This is a genomic window from Acinetobacter sp. R933-2 (assembly GCF_030325485.1).
Taxonomy (GTDB): Bacteria; Pseudomonadota; Gammaproteobacteria; order Pseudomonadales; family Moraxellaceae; genus Acinetobacter; species Acinetobacter sichuanensis.
The window spans coordinates 13926-34461 of the sequence record NZ_JACAIJ010000012.1 but is presented as its reverse complement, the minus strand read 5'-3'; the positions used below and the strand labels follow the sequence as shown (position 1 = coordinate 34461).

Annotated in this window: 27 protein-coding genes and 1 pseudogene; 14 read left to right on the top strand and 14 right to left on the bottom strand. The window is 34.2% G+C overall.

Annotation, left to right across the window (positions count from 1 at the left end):
* Nucleotides 1-5: 5 nt before the first annotated feature.
* A complete protein-coding gene (locus HX005_RS14185; protein WP_286377845.1) occupies nt 6-527 on the top strand; it encodes a PLxRFG domain-containing protein in 522 nt (173 codons plus the stop codon).
* 25 nt (nt 528-552) lie between these two features.
* Here the strand turns inward: HX005_RS14185 and HX005_RS14180 are convergent, their stop codons facing one another.
* The 3 genes from HX005_RS14180 to HX005_RS14170 form a co-directional block, all read right to left on the bottom strand.
* On the bottom strand, nt 553-1371 hold the full coding sequence (locus HX005_RS14180; RefSeq protein WP_286377844.1) for a BRO-N domain-containing protein: 819 nt from the start codon (nt 1369-1371) through the stop codon (nt 553-555).
* Nucleotides 1372-1395: 24 nt separating this feature from the next.
* A complete protein-coding gene (locus HX005_RS14175) occupies nt 1396-1575 on the bottom strand; it encodes a hypothetical protein (RefSeq protein WP_286377843.1) in 180 nt (59 codons plus the stop codon).
* 176 nt (nt 1576-1751) lie between these two features.
* Nucleotides 1752-2003 (bottom strand): hypothetical protein, encoded by a 252-nt coding sequence (locus HX005_RS14170; protein ID WP_286377842.1) that lies wholly within the window; start codon nt 2001-2003, stop codon nt 1752-1754.
* 651 nt (nt 2004-2654) lie between these two features.
* Here HX005_RS14170 and HX005_RS14165 point away from each other — a divergent pair.
* Together HX005_RS14165 and HX005_RS14160 are read left to right on the top strand one after the other, a co-directional pair.
* A complete protein-coding gene (locus tag HX005_RS14165; RefSeq protein ID WP_286377841.1) occupies nt 2655-3038 on the top strand; it encodes a hypothetical protein in 384 nt (127 codons plus the stop codon).
* Complete coding sequence (locus HX005_RS14160; RefSeq protein WP_286377840.1) at nt 3035-3664, top strand: lysozyme; 630 nt, start codon at nt 3035-3037, stop codon at nt 3662-3664. The genes HX005_RS14165 and HX005_RS14160 overlap by 4 nt, the downstream gene beginning before the upstream one ends.
* 45 nt (nt 3665-3709) lie before the next feature.
* Here the strand turns inward: HX005_RS14160 and HX005_RS14155 are convergent, their stop codons facing one another.
* Nucleotides 3710-3928 carry an excalibur calcium-binding domain-containing protein gene (locus HX005_RS14155; protein WP_286377839.1) on the bottom strand — a complete coding sequence of 73 codons (219 nt, stop codon included), beginning with the start codon at nt 3926-3928 and terminating at the stop codon, nt 3710-3712.
* A 200-nt stretch (nt 3929-4128) separates the two neighbouring features.
* Here HX005_RS14155 and HX005_RS14150 point away from each other — a divergent pair, with 200 nt between their 5' ends.
* The 3 genes from HX005_RS14150 to HX005_RS14140 all read left to right on the top strand — a co-directional run bounded on the left by HX005_RS14150 (nt 4129) and on the right by HX005_RS14140 (nt 7090).
* Nucleotides 4129-4749 (top strand): hypothetical protein, encoded by a 621-nt coding sequence (locus HX005_RS14150; RefSeq protein WP_286377838.1) that lies wholly within the window; start codon nt 4129-4131, stop codon nt 4747-4749.
* A 20-nt stretch (nt 4750-4769) separates the two neighbouring features.
* The gene (locus HX005_RS14145; RefSeq protein ID WP_286377837.1) at nt 4770-5855 is read left to right on the top strand and encodes an XRE family transcriptional regulator; all 1086 of its coding nucleotides are present in this window, start codon (nt 4770-4772) and stop codon (nt 5853-5855) included.
* Nucleotides 5856-5944: 89 nt separating this feature from the next.
* Nucleotides 5945-7090: an abortive infection system antitoxin AbiGi family protein gene (locus tag HX005_RS14140; RefSeq protein ID WP_286377836.1), complete on the top strand. Its 1146-nt coding sequence runs from the start codon at nt 5945-5947 to the stop codon at nt 7088-7090.
* Between the two features lie 8 nt (nt 7091-7098).
* Here the strand turns inward: HX005_RS14140 and HX005_RS14135 are convergent, their stop codons facing one another.
* The gene (locus HX005_RS14135) at nt 7099-8169 is read right to left on the bottom strand and encodes a hypothetical protein (RefSeq protein ID WP_286377835.1); all 1071 of its coding nucleotides are present in this window, start codon (nt 8167-8169) and stop codon (nt 7099-7101) included.
* A 40-nt stretch (nt 8170-8209) separates the two neighbouring features.
* Entirely contained in the window at nt 8210-8602 is a 393-nt protein-coding gene (locus HX005_RS14130; RefSeq protein ID WP_286377834.1) for a hypothetical protein, read from the bottom strand.
* Between the two features lie 161 nt (nt 8603-8763).
* On the opposite strand from HX005_RS14130, the gene HX005_RS14125 reads away from it, so the two are divergent.
* Together HX005_RS14125 and HX005_RS14120 are read left to right on the top strand one after the other, a co-directional pair.
* On the top strand, nt 8764-9579 hold the full coding sequence (locus HX005_RS14125; RefSeq protein WP_286377833.1) for a BRO-N domain-containing protein: 816 nt from the start codon (nt 8764-8766) through the stop codon (nt 9577-9579).
* A 405-nt stretch (nt 9580-9984) separates the two neighbouring features.
* The gene (locus tag HX005_RS14120) at nt 9985-10560 is read left to right on the top strand and encodes a tetratricopeptide repeat protein (RefSeq protein WP_286377832.1); all 576 of its coding nucleotides are present in this window, start codon (nt 9985-9987) and stop codon (nt 10558-10560) included.
* A gap of 96 nt (nt 10561-10656) precedes the next feature.
* Here HX005_RS14120 and arsH read toward each other — a convergent pair.
* The 3 genes and pseudogenes from arsH to HX005_RS14105 all read right to left on the bottom strand — a co-directional run bounded on the left by arsH (nt 10657) and on the right by HX005_RS14105 (nt 12716).
* Nucleotides 10657-11348, bottom strand: a pseudogene (gene arsH, locus HX005_RS14115) (arsenical resistance protein ArsH).
* Nucleotides 11349-11363: 15 nt separating this feature from the next.
* The gene (gene arsB, locus HX005_RS14110) at nt 11364-12392 is read right to left on the bottom strand and encodes an ACR3 family arsenite efflux transporter (RefSeq protein WP_286377831.1); all 1029 of its coding nucleotides are present in this window, start codon (nt 12390-12392) and stop codon (nt 11364-11366) included.
* A gap of 3 nt (nt 12393-12395) precedes the next feature.
* Nucleotides 12396-12716, bottom strand: coding sequence for an ArsR/SmtB family transcription factor (locus tag HX005_RS14105; RefSeq protein ID WP_286377830.1), 321 nt, complete (start codon nt 12714-12716; stop codon nt 12396-12398).
* An 84-nt stretch (nt 12717-12800) separates the two neighbouring features.
* Between HX005_RS14105 and arsC the strand changes: the two genes are divergently transcribed.
* A complete protein-coding gene (gene arsC, locus HX005_RS14100) occupies nt 12801-13229 on the top strand; it encodes an arsenate reductase (glutaredoxin) (RefSeq protein ID WP_286377829.1) in 429 nt (142 codons plus the stop codon).
* A 221-nt stretch (nt 13230-13450) separates the two neighbouring features.
* On the top strand, nt 13451-13942 hold the full coding sequence (locus HX005_RS14095) for a hypothetical protein (RefSeq protein WP_107009113.1): 492 nt from the start codon (nt 13451-13453) through the stop codon (nt 13940-13942).
* A 58-nt stretch (nt 13943-14000) separates the two neighbouring features.
* Here the strand turns inward: HX005_RS14095 and HX005_RS14090 are convergent, their stop codons facing one another.
* Complete coding sequence (locus tag HX005_RS14090; RefSeq protein ID WP_286377828.1) at nt 14001-14567, bottom strand: lipocalin family protein; 567 nt, start codon at nt 14565-14567, stop codon at nt 14001-14003.
* 292 nt (nt 14568-14859) lie between these two features.
* Complete coding sequence (locus tag HX005_RS14085; RefSeq protein ID WP_286377827.1) at nt 14860-15093, bottom strand: DUF2171 domain-containing protein; 234 nt, start codon at nt 15091-15093, stop codon at nt 14860-14862.
* A 356-nt stretch (nt 15094-15449) separates the two neighbouring features.
* On the opposite strand from HX005_RS14085, the gene HX005_RS14080 reads away from it, so the two are divergent.
* Nucleotides 15450-15893 (top strand): hypothetical protein, encoded by a 444-nt coding sequence (locus HX005_RS14080; protein ID WP_286377826.1) that lies wholly within the window; start codon nt 15450-15452, stop codon nt 15891-15893.
* A 180-nt stretch (nt 15894-16073) separates the two neighbouring features.
* Here HX005_RS14080 and HX005_RS14075 read toward each other — a convergent pair whose 3' ends face one another.
* On the bottom strand, nt 16074-16358 hold the full coding sequence (locus HX005_RS14075; protein WP_107009109.1) for a hypothetical protein: 285 nt from the start codon (nt 16356-16358) through the stop codon (nt 16074-16076).
* A gap of 334 nt (nt 16359-16692) precedes the next feature.
* Between HX005_RS14075 and HX005_RS14070 the strand changes: the two genes are divergently transcribed.
* The 3 genes from HX005_RS14070 to HX005_RS14060 all read left to right on the top strand — a co-directional run bounded on the left by HX005_RS14070 (nt 16693) and on the right by HX005_RS14060 (nt 18088).
* Complete coding sequence (locus tag HX005_RS14070; protein ID WP_107009108.1) at nt 16693-16902, top strand: hypothetical protein; 210 nt, start codon at nt 16693-16695, stop codon at nt 16900-16902.
* A 256-nt stretch (nt 16903-17158) separates the two neighbouring features.
* Entirely contained in the window at nt 17159-17503 is a 345-nt protein-coding gene (locus tag HX005_RS14065) for an SMR family transporter (protein WP_107009107.1), read from the top strand.
* A gap of 9 nt (nt 17504-17512) precedes the next feature.
* A complete protein-coding gene (locus tag HX005_RS14060) occupies nt 17513-18088 on the top strand; it encodes a TetR/AcrR family transcriptional regulator (protein ID WP_286377825.1) in 576 nt (191 codons plus the stop codon).
* Here HX005_RS14060 and HX005_RS14055 read toward each other — a convergent pair.
* Complete coding sequence (locus tag HX005_RS14055) at nt 18085-18717, bottom strand: riboflavin synthase subunit alpha (protein WP_107009105.1); 633 nt, start codon at nt 18715-18717, stop codon at nt 18085-18087. The two genes, HX005_RS14060 and HX005_RS14055, sit on opposite strands and share 4 nt — an antisense overlap.
* Nucleotides 18718-18884: 167 nt before the next feature.
* Nucleotides 18885-20513: a long-chain-fatty-acid--CoA ligase gene (locus HX005_RS14050; RefSeq protein ID WP_286377824.1), complete on the bottom strand. Its 1629-nt coding sequence runs from the start codon at nt 20511-20513 to the stop codon at nt 18885-18887.
* Between the last annotated feature and the right edge of the window lie 23 nt (nt 20514-20536).

Here is a 20536-nt window from a genome sequence, read left to right as displayed (position 1 = left end):
CAGGTATGGGTACCAATTTAATCAAAGGTAGTCAGGAAATATCGGAAGGGCATAATCTTCGAGGTGTAGAAACGATGTTACCAGTGTTTCTTAAAAACTTTGCAAAAACCTATCGTTATGCTGATGAAGGTGTGCAAGATAAAACTGGTATATCTATCATGGATGAAGTGAGTTCAATGGACTTACTTGTACAAGGTATGGGCTTCTCACCATCTGATGTGCGGACTGCGAATGAAGGTAAATCAGCTATTTATCAATTTAATCGAAAGTTGAATGAGCGTCGTAGTCGTCTGATGACATTATGGTCACGGGCGAAAATGATGGATGACCAACAAGAAATGGATGAGGTTTGGAAAGAAATTCAAGGCTTCAATGATAAAAATCCATCATGTCGTATTACTCGAATCAATTTAAATCAGAGTTATCGTAATCGCCAGCGTCGTATAGATCGTGCAGAAGATGGCATATATTTATCACGCAATCGTCAAGATACACGTGCAGCTGGTTATTTTGCTTTTGGAGAGTAAAGCCACCTTACGGTGGCTTCTTCAATTATTTACTTGCTAAATATCGACCAGTTGTGAGTAGCTCACTCCCATAAACAAAGTCCAATAATCCATCAAATTTTTTCGAAAATTCGGCAAGATTAATAGGGTAGTACCCTTTCAGCAATGGCATTGCTGATAACTGTCCATCATCACGGACATGGACAAACCACGAATGGTATTGACCACCGTTGTATTCGTAATTGATTTGTTGAGCTACCTGAATCACTTCATGTGGATAAGGCAGAGTTTTGACTTCTTGATGTTCTAACTTTGCTTTAATCTGCATGTTTTCAAGATAGAATTTTGCATCGTCAAAGTGGATGGCTAATAGCTGAATATATTTGCCAATTTTAAAGTGATTATTATGACGTGACCACATTTCCATTCGAGCTTTGCCACAGTTACCTGCGCGTTTTGCAACAATTGTTTGAAGTTCTGATTGTTGTGTTGGGGAAATAGTCTGTTGTGAGTTAATTTTCTGAGATAAAGTCTCTTTATCTAAAATATCTAGTACCCATCTTCGGAATTGTTTTGCAATTGCTGTACGAGCAAAGATTGCAATTAAGTGACAACCACGTAAAGAGAATATACGCGTTTTAGATGTTAAATTCGAGAACGTCAAATTGACGCTCTGGGAAATATCAATAACTTGTGTCATTGTATGATCAAATTCATCTGAATTACGTTCATATACTTTATTAAGTGAATCTACACGAGCATAGCCCAAGGCATTCGCTAGTTCACTACCTGTAATCCAAATTTGTCCATTTTGTTGAACAGGAGAAAAATTTACATCATTAAAACTTAGTGCTAGAATTGACATAAGTTTGATTCCTTTTGTTAGGGTTTAAACACAAGCAGATTGATTACTTTGGCGAGTGCGATCTGCTTTTTTATTGTCTATATACTGCTGAAGTACTTCAACAATAATAGTATTCATGCTTGTAAATCGCTCGTCAGCGATGTGTTTAATATTGTGCATTAGCTCAGGAGGCATTCTCACCTGTGTTCTTGCTATTTCTTTCATTATTATCCTCACACTGTTTTAGTGTTTAAAAATAATACCACTACAGCGTTAATGAAAAAAGCTTTTATTCCTTTGTAGCCAGATAAGCAGATCAATGGTAAATTATATCTTTCACTGTCATGTAGACAGCTTAGAAAACTACTGCGTTAATGTTTACTGCCATGTAGGCAGCTTAGTTAAACAAGAAGCTCTTTATAGAGCTTTTTTGTTGCTCCAATAAATTGAAGTAAACTTCTTAATTGCTGTTCACTGACCTGAACTTGCCGACCGTGAATGAATTGGGGTATATTACTCAGTGTTGGTATCTCTTTGTCAACTGCAACTAAGCCCCGATCCGCCAAGATATTGTGGGCTTTTTTGTGCAAAAAATTCAATGCCGAATATAAGCAAAAATTTCTTTTTAATGCATCCTTTATTTTGAATATCATATTTATTCCTCTACATGAAGTTGAGATTATTAAATTTCTAAAACGTTATTTTGTCAATACATGAATTTATTATTTTTCCAATGAATCTGTTTTTCTAATAATAAATAGATTATTTTAAAATTTTTAGTTTACTTATTTGGTTGGTGAAATTTTTATAAAAGTCAGTCAGTACTTACTGACTTTTATGAAATCATAGAATCATAAATGTGATTTATCATAAATATGAATCATAACATCTACTTATGGTGGTTTTTGAGTTTTTAATAAACTTTTTATATTTGTTTAATATAAAATAAACTTAGTTTAATTTATTATTTAAAAGATAGTTTTTTTAATGAAAAAGATTTACAGGTTTAATGAAAAAGATTTGCAGGTTTAATGAAATAGATTTTCAGGTTTAATGAAATAGATTTTCAGGTTTAATGAAATAGATTTACAGGTTTAATGAAATAGATTTACAGGTTTAATGAAATGGATTTACAGGTTTAATGAAATGGGTTTACAGGTTTAATGAAATGGATTTACAGGTTTAATGAAATGGATTTAATTAAACATTATATAAGTTAATTATCATCCCCCCTGTAAGCCTAACGAAATACACAAAAATAATTTTAAGATAAATCAAGTTATTTAGCTTTAATGGGGAATGTAATGCAAGAGAATACGATTCCATGGATCATCAAAATTGTATCTGCTGTTGTAGGTGCAATTCTCGCTTTGGTATTGAGCGGAGATATTGATAAAGAAGGAAAAATTAAAGTTTCTTTGGGTGTTATTGGTAAGTTTTTAGCAAGTGTCACTGTGAGTTTATATGGTGGTTCAGCCTTTATTGAGCACTTTAATTTATTAACAAAATCGATTATGTACCAAGGTTTTGTCATGCTTATTTTTGCTGTTTTTGGATTATTAACAATCGGCATTTTTTATCAATCCATTGCATTATTAAAAGGTAAATCAATTGCAGAAGTCATTAGTGAAATTAAAGCTGCCTTTATTGCAATTTGGGGTAATGGTAAAGGAGAAAAAAGCGAATGAGCATTAATCAAAATGAACAAATTGCACAAGCTTTTTCATGGCTCAGAGCAATGTCAGGAGGCAAATTAACTCAAGGTCAAGTTAATGCTGGTGATCAAATTATTGCAGAAAAAGGATTAAAGATTTTTGCTGATTTAATTGGTTTTAACATAACAAAAACGACTATTTTGGAACAAAGAAATATATCGGAAAAAGGTTTTACGCTTATTCGTGAATTTGAAGGTTTGCAATTAGAAGCTTATAAAGATACAGGCGGAGTTTGGACAATTGGATTTGGTACCATTAAATACCCAAATGGAATATCAGTTAAAAAAGGTGATACGTGTACGATTCAGCAGGCTGAACAATGGTTGAAAAATGACTGTAAGTGGGTTGATACTTGTCTTGATAAAAATATCAAAGTTCATCTTAATCAAAACCAGTTTGATGCATTGGCTTCTTTTGTCTACAACATCGGTGAGACTGCTTTTGTAAAAAGTACCATGTTGGCTTTGATTAATGAAAATAGTTTGACCTTGGCTGCAAGTCAATTTGATCGTTGGGTGTATGACAATGGTAAAAAGATTCAAGGTTTGGTGAATCGTCGCAGTAAAGAGAAAGCATTGTTTAAAAAAGCCCTCGGGTGAGGGCTTCTCTCAATCTAGATTTATTCAAGTTTTCATAAAAAAATACTATTTCTTCTTCAGGCATTTTGTGCCGTTTCCACCTGGTAGGCAATCACATGCATGCCCATCGCCATCACGGTCTAACCTTTTCCAACCTGTTTGTCCTGATTTTTGGCGTTGTTCATACCATGCCTGTGCCTCTTTTTGTGTTTTAAAGTCAGTACATTTTTTGGCATAAGCTTGGATAGAGGTGAACCCCAAAACTAAAATAAGTAAAATTTTCATAAATTATTTTAAAGTCAAAACATTACGTGAAGTCTAGCAACTCTTGGGTTGTTTGTTCAATGAATCTAGTTAGAAAGTCTTATGAATAATGGTTTGGTTGACAAAATGAAAATTTAGTCCTAAAAATTGGTTGACAAACTTATAAATTAGTCCTATTTTGGTTTTATCCTACATTTCAGAGTTTTTTTGGATTAATTTATATGAAAGAAAAAAAGTTACATCCTCCCTCAGCATTCGAACCTCAGTTAACCAATGAAGTACTCGAATATTTCGCTACACCAATGCTTGATATTTACTTTGATGTTCATGAAATATTAAATAGTGAAAATGACCATAACTATACACGTGGTACAACAATTTTTGGTCGTACATATGAACAGTTTAAAAAATTAATTGCTTCAGATGATTGTCCAGTAAAAGTTCATATTAAAGACGGAACATTTAGATTTGTTTTTCAAATTGGTTATGCGCAGATTGGTTTTTGTAAAGGAAGTTCTACTGATCCTAAATCATTAAAATTAAGAAAATATACACCAACGAATTATGACCTATTTCAGGTTGATGATAATCAACCTGTTATTTGGAAGTTCATCCTGAATGAGCCTAAGTCAGAAGAAGAAGAGGCATTTGTTGAATTTGTAGGCTTTAATTTAGCTGCTGTACCTGTAGCTTATTGGCGATCTAATGATACTCAAGATGGCAGCAAGTTACATTTAGTCGATCCAATTACTCCTGAGTCTATTTATTTAGATGCTCCTTTGGTTGAAGATCCTGATGAAGATGATCTTCAAGATGAAGATTTGAATACCAAATTTAAATAGTAGCAACAAGCAATGTCATTATGAATACGCCTTTTAATGGATTAGAACTAAAGCTTTTAAGGCAATTTAACCACTTGTCTTTAGAAGAGTTAGGTCAGCACCTTAAGTGCACACGGCAGTATGTTCACAAAGTTGAGACGGGGCAAACTATACCTAGCCCTCAATTTATTGAACAAGCTGCCACTTACTTTAATGTTCCTGAAGAGTTATTCACCCATGTAAAACCCATATTACAGGAAGACCAAATCCACTTTAGAAGTTTGAGATCTACAAAGGTTGCAACAAAACAAGTTGTGATTGCACGTGGAGAATACATTAAGCGTTTGACTGAATATTTGGATGCTAAACTTAGATTGCCTAAATATGATATTCAAGGCTCTGACCGTTCTAGCTCTATAGAAGCTATAGCTGAGCAGTGCCGTGCTGATTGGGGACTTGGTTTAGGTCCAATTAGTAATATGATTCGCCTATGTGAGTCACATGGCATAGTTGTTACAACTTTCCGCTCATTGTCAACGGAAGTGGATGCACTTTCTTTAGCTACGGCACGTCCTATTTTTGTTCGTAATGAAGCAAAAGAAAGTGAATGCCGTCAGCGTTTTGACCTTGCTCATGAGCTTGGGCATTTAGTGCTTCATGATGGCATGGTGACTGGTGATCGTATTACTGAGTCTGAGGCAAACCAGTTTGCATCAGCATTATTGATTCCTCAAACAATGATGCGAACTCATTTTCCTACATGGTTTAGAGGTGGTCGTTACAACTGGGCTAAATTAAGTGAGTTTAAACAAATTTGGAAGGTAAGTAAGGCTGCGATTCTATATAGAGCGAAGTTTTTGGGATTATTGACTCCAGAACAATATACCAGTGGTGTAATTGCTTTGAGAAAAAATAGTGAATCTATTGCTGAAAAAGAAGATCATCTAATTCCTAAGGAGAAACCTGAGCTCCTTCAAGCCTGCTTTGCTATGCTCGCGAAAAAGAAAATTTTTGCAGAGGATATAGCTCAAGCTTTGAATGTAAATGTTGGCTTTCTTGAGAACTTGGTTGGAATGGAGACTCCAAGAAAGCCAAGAGTTTTAAGAATTGTAGAAGAAAGCGCCTAAGGGCGCTTTCTTCTTTATTTTTCATAAAATTCTTGAAATATAAAAAAATATAATTATCATAGGTCTAATTTTATATATTTTAATAAAACATGAATCGTTTACCGCAATATAATGGTCACAATAATTACGTTTGGGGTGATTATAAAATTACGAAAAAATCGTTACAGTTATCTCCTATAGAAAAGCCAGATATGTCGCCATTCTTAGTTCATATGACAGGAAAAGACCAAATATTAGATATACTTAAATCCGGTAGTTATGATGATTATGGATTAATAAGAGCATCAATACCATCTCAATCAAAATCGAAATGGTATAAGAGAGAAGTTGTTTGTTTTACAGAATCAGTATTACATTCTATTGACTCCTTTCGCTATATTGCACACAACCGTTTTCAATCTAATCTTTTTTATGGTATTGGTTTTTCAAAAGATAAGATGGCGATTCGTGATGGCATTAGACCAGCTTTATACATGGATAAAAAAACTATTGGTAAGTTGGCATCTCTGGATAAATATCTGCAAGATTTAACAGAGAATTTTACAGAAGAAAACGGAATGTTAAAGGAACTCTTAAATGAGCTAATACCATTCATCACACCTGTTTTCCAAGATGTGGAGAGGCAAGGATATACATGGGAGCGTGAATGGAGATATTATAATGCGAATACAACAGGGTTTGAGTTTTTTTATAAGGACATAGCAATTATATGTTGTCCACCATCAGAGAAGCCAGCTATAGAAAAGCAGTTGGGCAGTTATTCTAGAAATATTCGGTTCGTGAGTACATGGGGTGAATATAATGAAGTTGTAGATTTTATGAAAAGCCGACAACACAATTTCACTTCAGGTATGTATGCAAACACAAAAAAAGAACAACTAAGTCTACGTAAACAGGATGTAAATAGAGCAAAAAACCAGTTAGAAGCCTATAGAGAATATGCAGAATCACTTGCCAATCAAATAACTATATTGGAAGAACATATATCTAATTACGAAAAAGAATTAGAGGATATAGATGTTGCTTTGAAAGAGGAAGCTGTAAGGCAAGAAAAAATAGAAAAAGAAAATGCAGACCGTCAAGCTATTTTGGATTCAAAATGTGATGATTGTGGAAATGATTTTGAACCGCAACAAAGAAGAACAAAATATAGCAAAGGATTGGATTTTGACCGAGGGCTACAACCTTATGTATGTAGAGTGTGTGCTTTAAGGTTAGGAATGAATATTGATTAAGAAGCTCTCTAAAGAGCTTCTCTATACTCAGCTGGTAATGTTTGAGAGTCATAACAAATTAAGCTTCTGGATAATAAGAACTTACCAGTACCACGTTCAACTAAGTTACCATATTCATCTATAGTCATATGGGATACAAGGGGATCATCGAATAGGATCGGCATAGGGTATTTGGCGAAGGGATTATGAAATACATAAAGTCCATCAAATATTGACTCTTGGTATTTTTCCTTAATAATTCCAGTATGAATATCAGGAATTAAGCTTTCCTCCATTTCATCATCTCTAGTATATATAGCATTAAATACACAGTATTTATTAGTGTCAGATAATTCAGCTAGTGCACGCACTTTTCCCCAGGTAGCGTATGGATTATAAATAATGGCATTAATATTCTCATACTCAGGTGTTGTAAAAAAACCAAGAGGAATTTCAGCTCCATTATCTTTTTCAACAAAGTCCATTTTTTCTCGGGGAATATAATTTAAATTTTCAGCTATAGCTTTTTCTTCATTCAAATAAATACCATAGAGAACGGCAATAATTCCTCGATGTCCAGTAAAGTGTGAATGTGGTCGATCAAAAGAGTTTAAACCAAGTAAAAAGGGTTTGCCTATTACATGGGGTAAATTACTATAAGAACTTTTAAATTTTCTGGATTTCGCAACAATAGAGTTAGCAATTCTAATGATGGATTTTCTATTAAATTCTGCGAAATCAATATCAAAAGATTTATGACTTTCAGTAAAACCATATGCTGGAAGCCCATCTTGTTCTGGATTAGCAATAGTTGCTTCAATACAGAAATTCACACCATCTTTATGACCAACAAAGTCAGGTGCATGATGAGAAAAATTTAAGTTTACATTATCTTCTTTTAATATTTTATGGAGATAAAGTTCCAAAAATGAAGATTCAAAAGTAGTTTGAAACTCCTTCACAAACTTATTATCTCTATCTGTGAATCCTGTTGCCCAATCTGTAATTACATTTCTTTCGGCATGTAATGCAGGATTTATTAATAGTTTAAAAATATCATGTTGTTTGTCATCAGTAACAATTGGTGTAAATAAATCCAATTTAAGCCTCCACGTAAATTATAAATATCTTAATTGTAAATTAATCCCTAAAACTTTCACTTCTAGGAATAGAGTACCAGTAACGTATCTTTTTCCCGTCATTTAAGGTTTCAATATTAATAAGCTGATACTGTGGGTTTCTATAAAATAAATCTGAAATCATCTGTTCAACACGGGCTATTCGCTCGTGTAGTGACTGTTTAGGATAGTCTTCAACACAATTTAAATCATTAAAATAAATAGAACGACCAGATTTTCCTTCATCTTTAGACTTTAATCCTAAGTCCATCAGCTCTAGCATTGCTGTATTTAATGATAGATTATTTTTTTCAGCGTAACCCATTAACGCCTCATATTGTTCTTGGGGCATGCGGACTTGTGTGCGTTTCCAATCATCTTGGGAGACAGCTCTCCCTGTCTTATTTTCAGACATTTTAAATGCTCATAAATTGTATTTGACATGATAATAACACTATGGGATACTGAATTCAATGGCAAGATAATAGTGTCATTATTGTTTATTAATTATAAAAAAAGCCCCTCAATCTTGGCGGACTAGGGGCTTCTTATCCATTCTCGGCAAGGAGATTAGACATGAATAGTCTATCATTTAATGCAACACAATTTCATCCAATTCAACGAAATGATGGTCAAATTTGGATTACATCGTCTGATCTTGCTCGTGCATTGGGTTATGCACGCGAAGATTCAGTTTCACGTATATATGATCGTAATTCTGATGAATTTGCTTCTGATATGACCTTGACCGTCAAATTGACGGTCAAGGGTTTTGGTAATGGTAACTCTGAAAAAGAAACTCGTATTTTTTCATTACGTGGTTGCCACTTAATCGCTATGTTTGCCCGAACCCCAATAGCCAAAGAATTCCGCAAATGGGTACTTGACGTACTAGAAAAAGAAGTCCTGCAACAGCAAATCGACACACGAGTAAAAATTAACGTAGAGCAGCAAGCCATACTCAAAGAGATCGTAGAGCGACGTGCCCAAGGTGAACGCAAACTTCATGCGGAAATATGGTCACGACACAACAAGCATTTCCATATACCACGCTACAATGAGCTTTTGGCAATTCATTTCCAAGATGCTGTAGATTACCTAGAAACGCTAGAGATCAAGGCAAAAGGGGAGATTCATATAGATGACAATCAATCTATAGAAACACTGTGTATACATGCCAAGCTATTTCAAGCATGGTGGAAAACACACAGTCCAACATTGGGCAAATTAAATCCAACCCTTGAGTCAATGTTGCATGACAATATGTTTTATATGACGACTGCCATAAAAGAGCTATGTAAAAAATATGATTTAAAGTTGCCAGATTATGACTATGAACATATGTTTGAGCTGAATAAGTTACCGCATCAAAGGTACTTATTATTGAAGTAAAACTAGACCGTCTTAGGGTAGTTTTTATCTTGAAATGAGGATTTGGCTTGCTATAAATTAATGTCAAAGATATCAATAAAAATGACTACTTATATTTAGGTTTTGTCATTATTTTGCAGGAATTTTGCAGGTTGATTTTTTTAATATATAATCATTAATAATTTCAATAGCCTAGAACAGACATAAGATTGAAACCCTAAATAGTATGTTAAGCATTTAATTTAAATTAAGTATTTGATATATAATAATTTAGTAAGCTATTTGCCTTGTTTTTTATAGGGCAAATAGCAAATATGATTTGATTGATAAATTCACAATATTTAATTGCTTTCTATGGTATGTATTCTGCTAAAAACTAAATATCACATAGATACATTTTAAGTTTATCGATGAGTATTTTAAAAAATGAAAGCTAGTTTTATTCAAGTTTCTTTATTTATTTTAATATCTTTACCAGCATTAGTTTTAGCGAATAAACAAAATTTACCCACATTAAGTCATCCAACTCTTGCAAACTCTCAAGCTCAATTTGAACAGGGAAGAAAATATTATTTTGGTGAGGGTGTGGAGAAAAACTATAAACAAGCTTTTGAATTATTTAAAAAATCTGCTGATAAAGATAATATGCTTGCACAGCACTCACTTGGATTTATGTATTTTAAAGGCGATGGCGTCGAACAAAATAATCAACAAGCACTCAAATATTTTCTGCAAGCTGCAAATCAAGGTTATGCAGAATCACAATTTAATGTAGGTCTAATCTATGTAAATGGTTTAGGTGTTGCTCAAGATTACAGTCAAGCTTTTGATTGGTTTTTAAAAGCAGCTCATCAGGAATTACCTAAAGCAATGAAAAATATTGGTCAGATGTATGAATCAGGTTTAGGTGTTCATAAAGATTTAGAGTTAGCAAAAAATTGGTATCAAAAAGCAGCCGAAAAAGGTGATGCAGATTCACAAAAAAAGTTTTTGAATTTTTAATCGCTTAACTTCTGTATTTAGGTAGAAGTTAGAAACATCACCTCATCACCTTCGGCTTGATATGAGTTTATTGGAATTAACCTGATAAATTTAAATTCATATTTCTTTTTGATTGACTCGTTTCGATAATGCCTCGGCACTTTCCACCCGTTCCGAATAACGATCGGTCAGATAGGCAGTTTGCCCACGGGTGAGCAAGGTAAATTTAAACAACTCCTCCATGACATCCACAATACGATGATAATAAGCAGAAGGTTTCATCCGATCATTTTCATCAAATTCCAGAAATGCCTTGGGAATAGAGGATTGATTTGGGATGGTGATCATGCGCATCCAACGTCCTAAAATACGCAGTTGATTGACTGTATTGAATGACTGTGAACCACCACAGACCTGCATGAGGGCTAAAGTTTTACCTTGCGTTGCCCGAATTGCACCCGCAGCAAGTGGAATCCAGTCAATCTGTGCTTTGAAAATTGAACTCATTGAGCCATGACGTTCAGGTGAACACCACACCATGCCAACAGTTCATGTAATTCTTTGACTTTGGCATGGCTTGCATCGCCATCTTCGGGCAATGGCAAACCTTTAGGGTGAAATATTTTGACTTCAGCTCCGAAATATTCAAGAATTCGTCCAGCTTCCTGAACAGCAAGGCGGCTGAATGAACGCTCTCGATTGGAGCCATACAACAATAAAATTCGTGGTGGATGTGGCAGTTCCTGAGCCTGTACGTTTGCCAAAGTCGGTTGTTCGAGTAAATTCAGATCCAGATGAGAGAGTGTCATATATCATTTAACTTTTTAAAAATATTTCTTTTTTAACCACAGTGACACACCCACCAGACTGATCAGCACGGGCACTTCGACCAAGGGACCAATCACAGTGGTAAATGCCACAGGCGATGCCAAACCAAAGGTGGCAATGGCGACGGCAAGTGCCAATTCAAAGTTATTGCCGGCTGCGGTAAAGGAAATGGCAGTGGTTTTGGCATAGTCATTGCCCATCCATTTGCTCATAAAAAAGCTGATGAAAAACATCACCACAAAATAAAGTGTCAATGGAATAGCAATACGCAGAACATCCAGAGGCAGGCGAACTACATCGGCACCTTTCAGGCTGAACATTGCCGCAATGGTCAACAGTAAGGCAATTAAGCTGAGCGGGCTGATTTTAGGAATGAAGCTGTTTTGATACCATGCCAATCCCTTTTGTTTAACCAAGATCCATCGGGTCAGAAAACCCAATAAAAATGGAATACCCAGATAAATCAGCACTGCATGGGTAATGGTCCAGAAACTAACCTGAATGATTTGCGCTTCCACCCCAAAAAATGGCGGTAAAAAGCTCAGGAATAACCATGCATAGGTACTGAAAAACAGGATCTGAAAAATACTGTTAAATGCGACCAGCGCAGCAACATATTGATTATCACCACAGGCGAGATTATTCCACACCAAAACCATGGCGATACACCGTGCCAGTCCGATCAAAATCAATCCTGTCATGTATTCAGGATAACTTTGCAAAAAGATGATCGCCAATCCAAACATTAAACATGGTGCAATCAACCAGTTTTGCAACAAGGATAAAGTCAGGGTTCGCTTGTCTTTAAAGACCTGTGGCAGGGTGGCATAGTCAACTTTGGCAAGCGGAGGATACATCATCAAAATCAAGCCAATTGCAATGGGAATATTGACTGAGTCGATGCTGAGCTGGTTCAGTGCAACCGATGCCTGTGGAAACCACACTCCAATGGCAACCCCGACAGCCATGGCAATAAAAATCCATAGCGTTAAGTTACGGTCTAAAAACGAAAGTTTTGCAGCCATGTACTACTCGCAATGGATGGATACAGAATGTTGATGGTTTTTCAGGATGGTGGATGGATGCTCGTGTGCCATGATGCTTAAAACAGACTGCGCCCATTCGGGAAGATCAGGATGCAAAGCGTAATACACCCATTGTCCACGACGCTCATCTTGTAAAATGGCAAGATTTCTGAGCAGTGCCAGATGTCTGGAAATTTTCGGCTGGCTGAGTTCGAGTTGCTCCGTGAGCTCACAGACACAGACATTTTGTTTTTCAATCACCAGTTTCAAAATATCTAAACGCGTTGGGTCTGAAAGACATTTAAAAAAATCGACTTGGTTCATGTCGGTATTTTCCAATATATTTACTATTGCGAATATACGGATATCCATATATAAATGCAATATCCATTTCGATTGAGCGATCTCATGTCACAAAACATTAAGATTTACCATAATCCAGCCTGTGGCACATCACGCAATACTTTGGCATTGATTCGAAATTCAGGACAGGAACCTGAAATCATTGAATATCTGCAAAATCCGCCAAGTAAAGCAGAGCTGATTGATTTAATTCAGCAATCAGGGTTAAGTGTTCATGCAGCCATACGTCATAATGTCGAGCCTTATGAAACATTAAAATTGGCGCAATCTGATTGGAGTGATGAGCAATTGCTGGATTTTATGCTGAAATATCCAATTTTGATCAATCGTCCTTTTGTCCGTACAGCACTTGGTACTCGATTGTGTCGACCGTCAGAACTTGTTCTTGATCTTCTGTCCGCACCGCAATTAAAGCCATTCAGCAAGGAAGATGGTGAAGTGATTATTGATGAGCATTTACAACGTGTAAAATAATAAAGCAATTTCAATTGCTCTAAAAAAGTATCTAGGATGAATATCCTGCGCGTTTTCAGATTTACTGTGTTGAGTTTTGAAATGACTTTTGAAAGGCTATTAACATTGAATAAACTGTCAAAATTGTTAAAATGCCTTTCTTTTTCTGTTTTCATTTTGCTTTATTTTTTTGATTAAGTGCAAAATGATAAAAAACAGTATCTTACTTAAGGATTTTCTTAATGCTCTCTATCTATTTAACAGATGTTCAAAAAAATGTTCAATTTAAAGATTATCCAGGTGAACATCCTGTTAAATTTATTTTAGGTTTTAAAAAGATTTTTCCGAGTGTTATGGAGTTGTTGTTGCCTGTTCTTCCACAAGATGAAAATTTAGAAAATATGACTTGGGAATCAACAACACAAGATTTTGAGACATTTAAATTATTATTAAGCGGTTGGGGTGTGATTGAATTACGTTTACAAGCGATTCGTCAATTTAAAGATAAAAACTATGCGGATCAGTTGGTAAAAACAGCTCAAGCAAAACGTAAAGCGTTCTTGCAAAGTCAAAAACAACTTAAAACAGTAGATTTGGATTATCTTTTTATGCATGAGATTCATGCTTTGATTGATGCTGAATTGGTGGAGCTTGGTGAGAAATTCTATTTACCTATTTTACGTGATCTTTGGAAAAATAAAGTAAATAATCAAGTATTAAATGCTAAGTTTTGATGTCTTCACAGATCATAAAAATGCTAATATAAAGTTGGCATTTTTTATTACATTACAATTACTCTTTTGATTTATGTACTGTATAAGTCAGATCAGACAAATCAAAACCTAAACTTTTAGCATAATTTAAATATTCATCCAGTACGGTCTGCTCAATCTTTGGTGAGCGACTTAATATCCATAGGTATTTTTTATTTGGACTACCGACTAAAACGACTTGATAATTTTGATCAATTTTTAAAATCCAATAATCACTACGAGCTACAGGTAACCAACGAATCGCATTCGGTAGAAAGCTTACGGTAAGTTTCGTGTTTTCTGGGGCATTTTTTACAAAAGCTTCACCAATTGATTGCTGTAAATTATGATTTTGATCCCAGCATTGATTATCTACTTTAAGATTGCCTTGTTCATTTAAAGAATAATGTGCTGTCACATTATAATCACACTTTTTTTGAAAAAATAAGGGCTTACGGGCTATCTCATGCCATGTTCCTAAATATTTTGTTAAATCTACTTGTTGTGCTGTAGGTATTTTTTCAGCACCGATATTGGCTAAGGTCACGGCTGCTAATAAAATCAGACCACTAATAAATAATATTTTCTTTGTTCTTGATTTCAACATAGGGCTACCTTTTGAGTTGTAACATGTCTGTTAAGATATAATTTATTAATATCAATAATTTATAGCATAGATTAAGATGATCATACATGGATGGAGATGAAGTGAGTAATATTTATTACTCACATGATTTTTAATATAATCTGGATTTAAACTTGATGATTAACAATTTGTTATACAAGTTAAAGTAGAAAGCTTATTAATGGATTGATATCACTAGATATTGAATACATTCATTGAGATTAAAAAGGATAGCTTTGCGATGAAAGCTATCAACTAGCATTTAAAAGAATATTTAGATTTGAACCCAATTATCTTTCACTTCTTGTGAGTCTTTATTGAGTATCACTTTATTATCAGTGGCTTGGCTTACCCATGATGTTGGAATCAAATGATGATACCCATCCCCATGTTTAGTTAATTTAATTTGATCATTGCCATGTAAATGATCCACCTCACCAACTTTAGTTCCACAAGATGCAATAACATCAGCATGATTATTGATACTTTCAACATTAATCGTAGTCATTAGAACAATTCCTATTTCAAATGTGATTGAGTCTTTACCGTATAGTAAAATATTTTTTAAATCTTAATTTGTAATAAAAGGGATACAAAGCGGTTCTTAATCTTACTAAAGGTTTGAATATATTTACACTGTTGTATTTGGAAATGTTTTTTATTTGCTTTAGGTCTTGTAATGATAAAATAGTGAGAGATATTTTGAATTTTTATTAAAAAATGCTGTTCAATGTTTTATTGAGTATTTTCATGATAAAAATAAAAGACGGTATATAAATTATGTTTTGATTTCTGTAAATAAGCCGTTTTTTATTTTATATTTCAATGTAAAATTGGGCACTTAGATAAAAATGAGACTGAAAAATGCAAGTGCTTTTAAAAAAAATAGCGCTAGGTGTAACCACTTTATTTTGTTACAGCACATTGAGTTATGCCCAACCCCCTCAAAATGCACAAGATCTATTAAAAATGATCACTTTACCTGTACTAAAAACAGAAAAAAGTGAAGATAATATTACCAGTTACTATTATAAAGACTCTAAAAACAATTATTTAGTTATTGGAATTGCAAAAGAGTTTATTGATGTGAGTTGGTCATTTAAAAAATCTCCAAATGAAGCTTCAGAAACAAATCAACAGATTAAAACAATAAGTAAAAAACTTTTAGGAGAGGAATGGCAAAGTTTATATTCGGCGATCACAGAAGGTGGAACAGTTGACTATTTATCACAAGATGATGGTACTGTGATTACAGATGCAACTTGTTCAGCAACACAATGTGGCTATCAAGTTCGTCTTGAGCAATAACGGCTTACTTCATTATACTTTGTTATGAATTTGATTTTATAAAGAAATTTTGAATAAGTCGCTAAGCCTTCTTTTTCTACAATTTGACTACTGATGTAGAAAAAGAAGGTAATAACTTGAAAAATGATTTTTGAACATTTTGCCTTATCCATCCTTCATTTTTAAAAGAGGGGGAAAGGGTTAAGAAATAGCAACTAAAGTATTGTATTGCATGTCTTCTAACCAATCATTGATATCAAGATGATTGGCAATTGAAAACTCATTATTGACTTTAAATACCAATAATGAATCATGAATACTCATAACATTAGCCAGATGTTGTCTGATAATTACAGCATCATACTTGGTATTGATCAGCCATGTTGATTGGTTAACACGAATTGAATGATCATAATCTTCAATCGTTTTATTTACTTCATCAAAATGATCTGGGTAGAGAGAGTTTAAAATAATTAAATAGTTCATGTGAATAACCTCCATAAAAGAGATTTAAAATTAAATATCTTTTATTAATAATGTGACTTGCATCACTTAATATTTACTCTAACATTAAATTTTTTTGACAAAATCAGAAAGTGTCTAACAATTTTGTTTGAATTGATTGTCTTTGGTTGTTTTAGTTTAATTACTTTACATCTGAGTTACATTTTATTTTATATATATTTGAATGTAGCAGGGATAAAAGTTTTTCATCAGTGTTAAATTGAAGTAAAATTCATGCTTAAATTATTTAAATAATAAGCTCATCTAAAGATGGGCTTTTTTATTATTTCTCCCTGTAAGATGTTGAGGTACTGTAATGTTGGTTAAAATTGAAGATGGTTTTTATTTAAACTCATCGCATATTATTGCAATACATGTTTCTAAAAGTATGATAAATCAAAATTTCTTAATCGAAATTGAATATACGCCTAATCATCAGACAGCAACAGGGTCTTATCAAAAATCTTTTATGAGTAAATTAGATGCGGATGCCTTTTTGCAAAAATTGCATCAACAGATTTTATAATTGATCAATAATGTATTTTATTATGGATTGAAATTATGAGAAAAGGACTTCAATTTTTGTGTGAAGTTGAGTCAAATTACTTTTATTTCATGGTTAGTTTTTTAAATTTAATGTGAATAATACTGTAATAGCTAAATTAAAAAAATAGATTTCATTTTTACATTTATAAACATAAAAAGTCATGTTAAATAAGACAAATAATTTATCTCTATATAAGATACCAACCAGATGGTATGTTTATGTATGCGAGAAAAAGATGAGTCCATTATTAAATGCTTATGCATTGTTGGCTTTAGCAATTGTTTCAGAGGTTATTGGCTCAACCTTTATTGTTAAATCAGAAGGTTTCAGCAAGTTACTACCGTCGCTTGCAGTGATTGTTTTATATAGCATCGCTTTTTATTTATTATCTCAAGTTGTTAAAGTTATTCCTTTAGGAATCACTTATGCAATTTGGGCTGGCGTTGGGATCGTGTTGACTGCTTTTATTGGTTTCTTTGTCTTTAAGCAAACTCTTGATTTAGCGGCAATATTGGGCATAGCCTTGATTATTTCAGGGGTTGTTGTTATTAATTTATTTTCTTCAACAGCAGGGCATTGATAAAATAAAATGAGTAATTTACATCAGCGGAAAAAACAGCCTGAAAAAGTCCGTCAATTAATTTTAGAAAACACAATGCGCCTCGCAGCGGAAAATGGTCTTAGTGGTGTCTCTATTCAAGCTGTTGCAACTTTATCCGATGTGAGCAAAGGCGGTGTATTTCATCATTTTGCAAATAAACAAATTTTAATTACGGCAATGATTGAAACTGCAATGCAAAAAATAGATCAAGAAATTGAAAAATATGTAGCAGTTGAGCATGACCAATATGGTTGTTTTACAAGAGCTTATATTGAATTAACATTAACAAGTGAAAGTTTTGGGATCGGATCATTATGGTCAGCATTATGTATGACTTTTATTTCAGATCATACTTTTTGTCAGCAATGGAATCAGTGGTTAGAGCAGCGTTTAGTCAAACATCAAATCACTGATCAAAGTATGCATTTACAGCTATTGCGTTATGCTGCGGATGGTGCTTGGTTGATCGAAGGTTTTAAACCTAACAATCAACACAAGCTTATCGAAATTAAAAAAGAATTAATTCAACAAACTTATCATGCACCATCTCAGTTAAAAAATTAAACTGCATTTAGCCCACGCTGAGCATAAATATTTTCAAGTGTATCAACCAAAGTACGTGTTGTTTGGTCAATTTCAAAATTTAAATAGTCGCCAATATTGAGTTGCCCAAATTTAGTTAAACGAATTGTTTCAGGAATTAAGTCTACAGAAATTTGCTGTTGGGCTTGATTGACCTGATTGATTGTAAGACTACAGCCATGTAAACCAATAAAGCCTTTTAAGAAGAAATATTTAATTTTTTCTTTTGGAATTTCAATATCTAAATGTAAAGTTTGTCCATTTTTAATGATGTTTGTAACTTGGGCTGTACCTTCAATATGCCCATATAAATTATGTCCGCCATTTTCCATACCAATTTTAAATGAACGTTCAATATTGACTAAATCATCTGCTTTTAAAAAGCCTAATGTTGTTAATGAGAGCGTTACATCTGAAATGTCAAAACTGACCAGTTTTTTATCTGGATGAATGGCTGTAACAGTTAGGCATGTTCCATCAATTGCAACGCTTGCACCAATAAAAACATCATCTAAAAAGCCTTGGCTATTATTGACTAGAATGGTGATATAACCATCATGTTGTTCAATACTTTGAATTTTTTCAGTACCAAGAACAATACCTGTATACATTTTACACTCATCTGAATTTTGAAAAATTATCTTTATTAATAACATAAATCAGGAGTGTTGCAGATAATTATTTATGATTAAAAGTTCAAACATCGGCAATAAAAAAGCCACGATGAACGTGGCTTTATAGCGTAGTTATGACTTGCTATTTTTAATAAAAAAATATTTTAGCTTTCTAAAAGTACAGAACCATACTGTTCACGTAAGTCTTTTTTCAGCATTTTACCCGTACCTGTTAATGGAATTGCATCAACGAAAATAACCTTGTCTGGAATTTGCCATTTAGCAATTTTATCTGAATAGTAGTTTAATACATCTTCTTCAGTGACTTCAGCACCTTGTTGTTTGATTGCAATCACAATAGGGCGTTCATCCCACTTTGGATGAGTTGCAGCAATGACGGCTGCCATCGCAATATTTGGATGACTCATTGCAATATTTTCAAGTTCTACAGAGGAGATCCATTCCCCACCTGATTTAATGAGGTCTTTAGCACGGTCACTGAGTAGGAGGTAGCCATCTTCATTGACTGAAGCAATATCGCCTGTATCAAACCAACCATCTGCTGTCGTCGCACTGTTAGATTTTCCATAATAAGACTCAATAATCCAATGACCTTTTACTTGTAAATTACCCGTGGTATGACCGTCACGTGCAACTTCATGAGTGCCATTTTCTTCATCTGTAATACGAATATCGACACCAAAAGGTGGGCGACCTTGTGACAGACGAACTTTTAATTGTTCTTCTGAAGACAATTGTTGATGTTTGGCTTTCAACTGATTACTGGTGCCAAGAGGGCTCATTTCAGTCATACCCCATGCGTGAATAGTTTCACAGTGATATAAATCTCTGAATGCTTTCATCATTGCAGGTGGGCAAGCTGAACCACCCACAACGTTACGATTGAGACTGTCTAAGCTACTACCCAATTGTTTTGCTGCGGCAAGTAAGCCTTGCCAAATGGTTGGAACACCTAAGGCGATATTCACTTTATACTGGTCGATCATTTGTACTAGACTTGCACCGTCTAAGCCTGGACCAGGAAGAACAAAAGTACAACCGACCATTGCAGCAGCATAAGGTGTCCCCCAAGCGTTCACATGAAACATTGGCACTACAGGCAACATCACATGATTTGCTGAAAGATTTAAAGAGTCAGGTAAACAAATGGCATAAGTATGTAGAATCGTTGAACGGTGGCTATATAAAGCACCTTTCGGGTTGCCTGTTGTACCTGATGTATAGCAAAGAGAACTTGCTGTATTTTCGTCAAAGTTTGGCCAATCAAACTCAGCAGAGTTTTCTGCAATAAGTGCATCGTAAAATTTTACTTCAGGTAGTGCAGTCGCTACATCTTGGTCAAAAGCACCTAAGCAAATAAAATGCTCAACAGTTGGGGTATGTGCTTTAACGGCACTAATTAAAGGTAAAAAAGTTTTATCGAATAAAACAACTTTGTCTTGAGCATCATTAATAATGAAAACAAGCTGTTCTGGAAATAGGCGAGGGTTAATGGTGTGGCAAATCATGCCACTACCTGAAATGGCATACCAAGATTCTAAATGACGATGGTTATTCCATGCAATTGTTGCAATACGGTCGCCATGTGCTGTTCCTAAACTTGCTAAAGCATTCGCAAAACGTTTTGAATTTTCAGCAACATGTGCCCAATCAGTTGTTGTTATTGTGCCATCTGTATTTTTAGAAATGATTGCTGTATCACCATGATAACGTGCTGCATGCTCAATTAAATTACTAATCAGCAGCGGCTGAAGCATCATATTTCCTTGCATATACTATCCTTTATTTTGTTGTA

Excerpts from the sequence above, each read along its gene's own strand:
- HX005_RS14185 (WP_286377845.1), top strand. The coding sequence starts at position 6 with ATGGGTACCAATTTAATCAAAGGTAGTCAGGAAATATCGGAAGGGCAT.
- HX005_RS14180 (WP_286377844.1), bottom strand. The coding sequence starts at position 1,371 with ATGTCAATTCTAGCACTAAGTTTTAATGATGTAAATTTTTCTCCTGTT.
- HX005_RS14175 (WP_286377843.1), bottom strand. The coding sequence starts at position 1,575 with ATGAAAGAAATAGCAAGAACACAGGTGAGAATGCCTCCTGAGCTAATG.
- HX005_RS14170 (WP_286377842.1), bottom strand. The coding sequence starts at position 2,003 with ATGATATTCAAAATAAAGGATGCATTAAAAAGAAATTTTTGCTTATAT.
- HX005_RS14165 (WP_286377841.1), top strand. The coding sequence starts at position 2,655 with ATGCAAGAGAATACGATTCCATGGATCATCAAAATTGTATCTGCTGTT.
- HX005_RS14160 (WP_286377840.1), top strand. The coding sequence starts at position 3,035 with ATGAGCATTAATCAAAATGAACAAATTGCACAAGCTTTTTCATGGCTC.
- HX005_RS14155 (WP_286377839.1), bottom strand. The coding sequence starts at position 3,928 with ATGAAAATTTTACTTATTTTAGTTTTGGGGTTCACCTCTATCCAAGCT.
- HX005_RS14150 (WP_286377838.1), top strand. The coding sequence starts at position 4,129 with ATGAAAGAAAAAAAGTTACATCCTCCCTCAGCATTCGAACCTCAGTTA.
- HX005_RS14145 (WP_286377837.1), top strand. The coding sequence starts at position 4,770 with ATGAATACGCCTTTTAATGGATTAGAACTAAAGCTTTTAAGGCAATTT.
- HX005_RS14140 (WP_286377836.1), top strand. The coding sequence starts at position 5,945 with ATGAATCGTTTACCGCAATATAATGGTCACAATAATTACGTTTGGGGT.
- HX005_RS14130 (WP_286377834.1), bottom strand. The coding sequence starts at position 8,602 with ATGTCTGAAAATAAGACAGGGAGAGCTGTCTCCCAAGATGATTGGAAA.
- HX005_RS14125 (WP_286377833.1), top strand. The coding sequence starts at position 8,764 with ATGAATAGTCTATCATTTAATGCAACACAATTTCATCCAATTCAACGA.
- HX005_RS14120 (WP_286377832.1), top strand. The coding sequence starts at position 9,985 with ATGAAAGCTAGTTTTATTCAAGTTTCTTTATTTATTTTAATATCTTTA.
- arsB (WP_286377831.1), bottom strand. The coding sequence starts at position 12,392 with ATGGCTGCAAAACTTTCGTTTTTAGACCGTAACTTAACGCTATGGATT.
- HX005_RS14105 (WP_286377830.1), bottom strand. The coding sequence starts at position 12,716 with ATGAACCAAGTCGATTTTTTTAAATGTCTTTCAGACCCAACGCGTTTA.
- arsC (WP_286377829.1), top strand. The coding sequence starts at position 12,801 with ATGTCACAAAACATTAAGATTTACCATAATCCAGCCTGTGGCACATCA.
- HX005_RS14095 (WP_107009113.1), top strand. The coding sequence starts at position 13,451 with ATGCTCTCTATCTATTTAACAGATGTTCAAAAAAATGTTCAATTTAAA.
- HX005_RS14090 (WP_286377828.1), bottom strand. The coding sequence starts at position 14,567 with ATGTTGAAATCAAGAACAAAGAAAATATTATTTATTAGTGGTCTGATT.
- HX005_RS14085 (WP_286377827.1), bottom strand. The coding sequence starts at position 15,093 with ATGACTACGATTAATGTTGAAAGTATCAATAATCATGCTGATGTTATT.
- HX005_RS14080 (WP_286377826.1), top strand. The coding sequence starts at position 15,450 with ATGCAAGTGCTTTTAAAAAAAATAGCGCTAGGTGTAACCACTTTATTT.
- HX005_RS14075 (WP_107009109.1), bottom strand. The coding sequence starts at position 16,358 with ATGAACTATTTAATTATTTTAAACTCTCTCTACCCAGATCATTTTGAT.
- HX005_RS14070 (WP_107009108.1), top strand. The coding sequence starts at position 16,693 with ATGTTGGTTAAAATTGAAGATGGTTTTTATTTAAACTCATCGCATATT.
- HX005_RS14065 (WP_107009107.1), top strand. The coding sequence starts at position 17,159 with ATGAGTCCATTATTAAATGCTTATGCATTGTTGGCTTTAGCAATTGTT.
- HX005_RS14060 (WP_286377825.1), top strand. The coding sequence starts at position 17,513 with ATGAGTAATTTACATCAGCGGAAAAAACAGCCTGAAAAAGTCCGTCAA.
- HX005_RS14055 (WP_107009105.1), bottom strand. The coding sequence starts at position 18,717 with ATGTATACAGGTATTGTTCTTGGTACTGAAAAAATTCAAAGTATTGAA.
- HX005_RS14050 (WP_286377824.1), bottom strand. The coding sequence starts at position 20,513 with ATGCAAGGAAATATGATGCTTCAGCCGCTGCTGATTAGTAATTTAATT.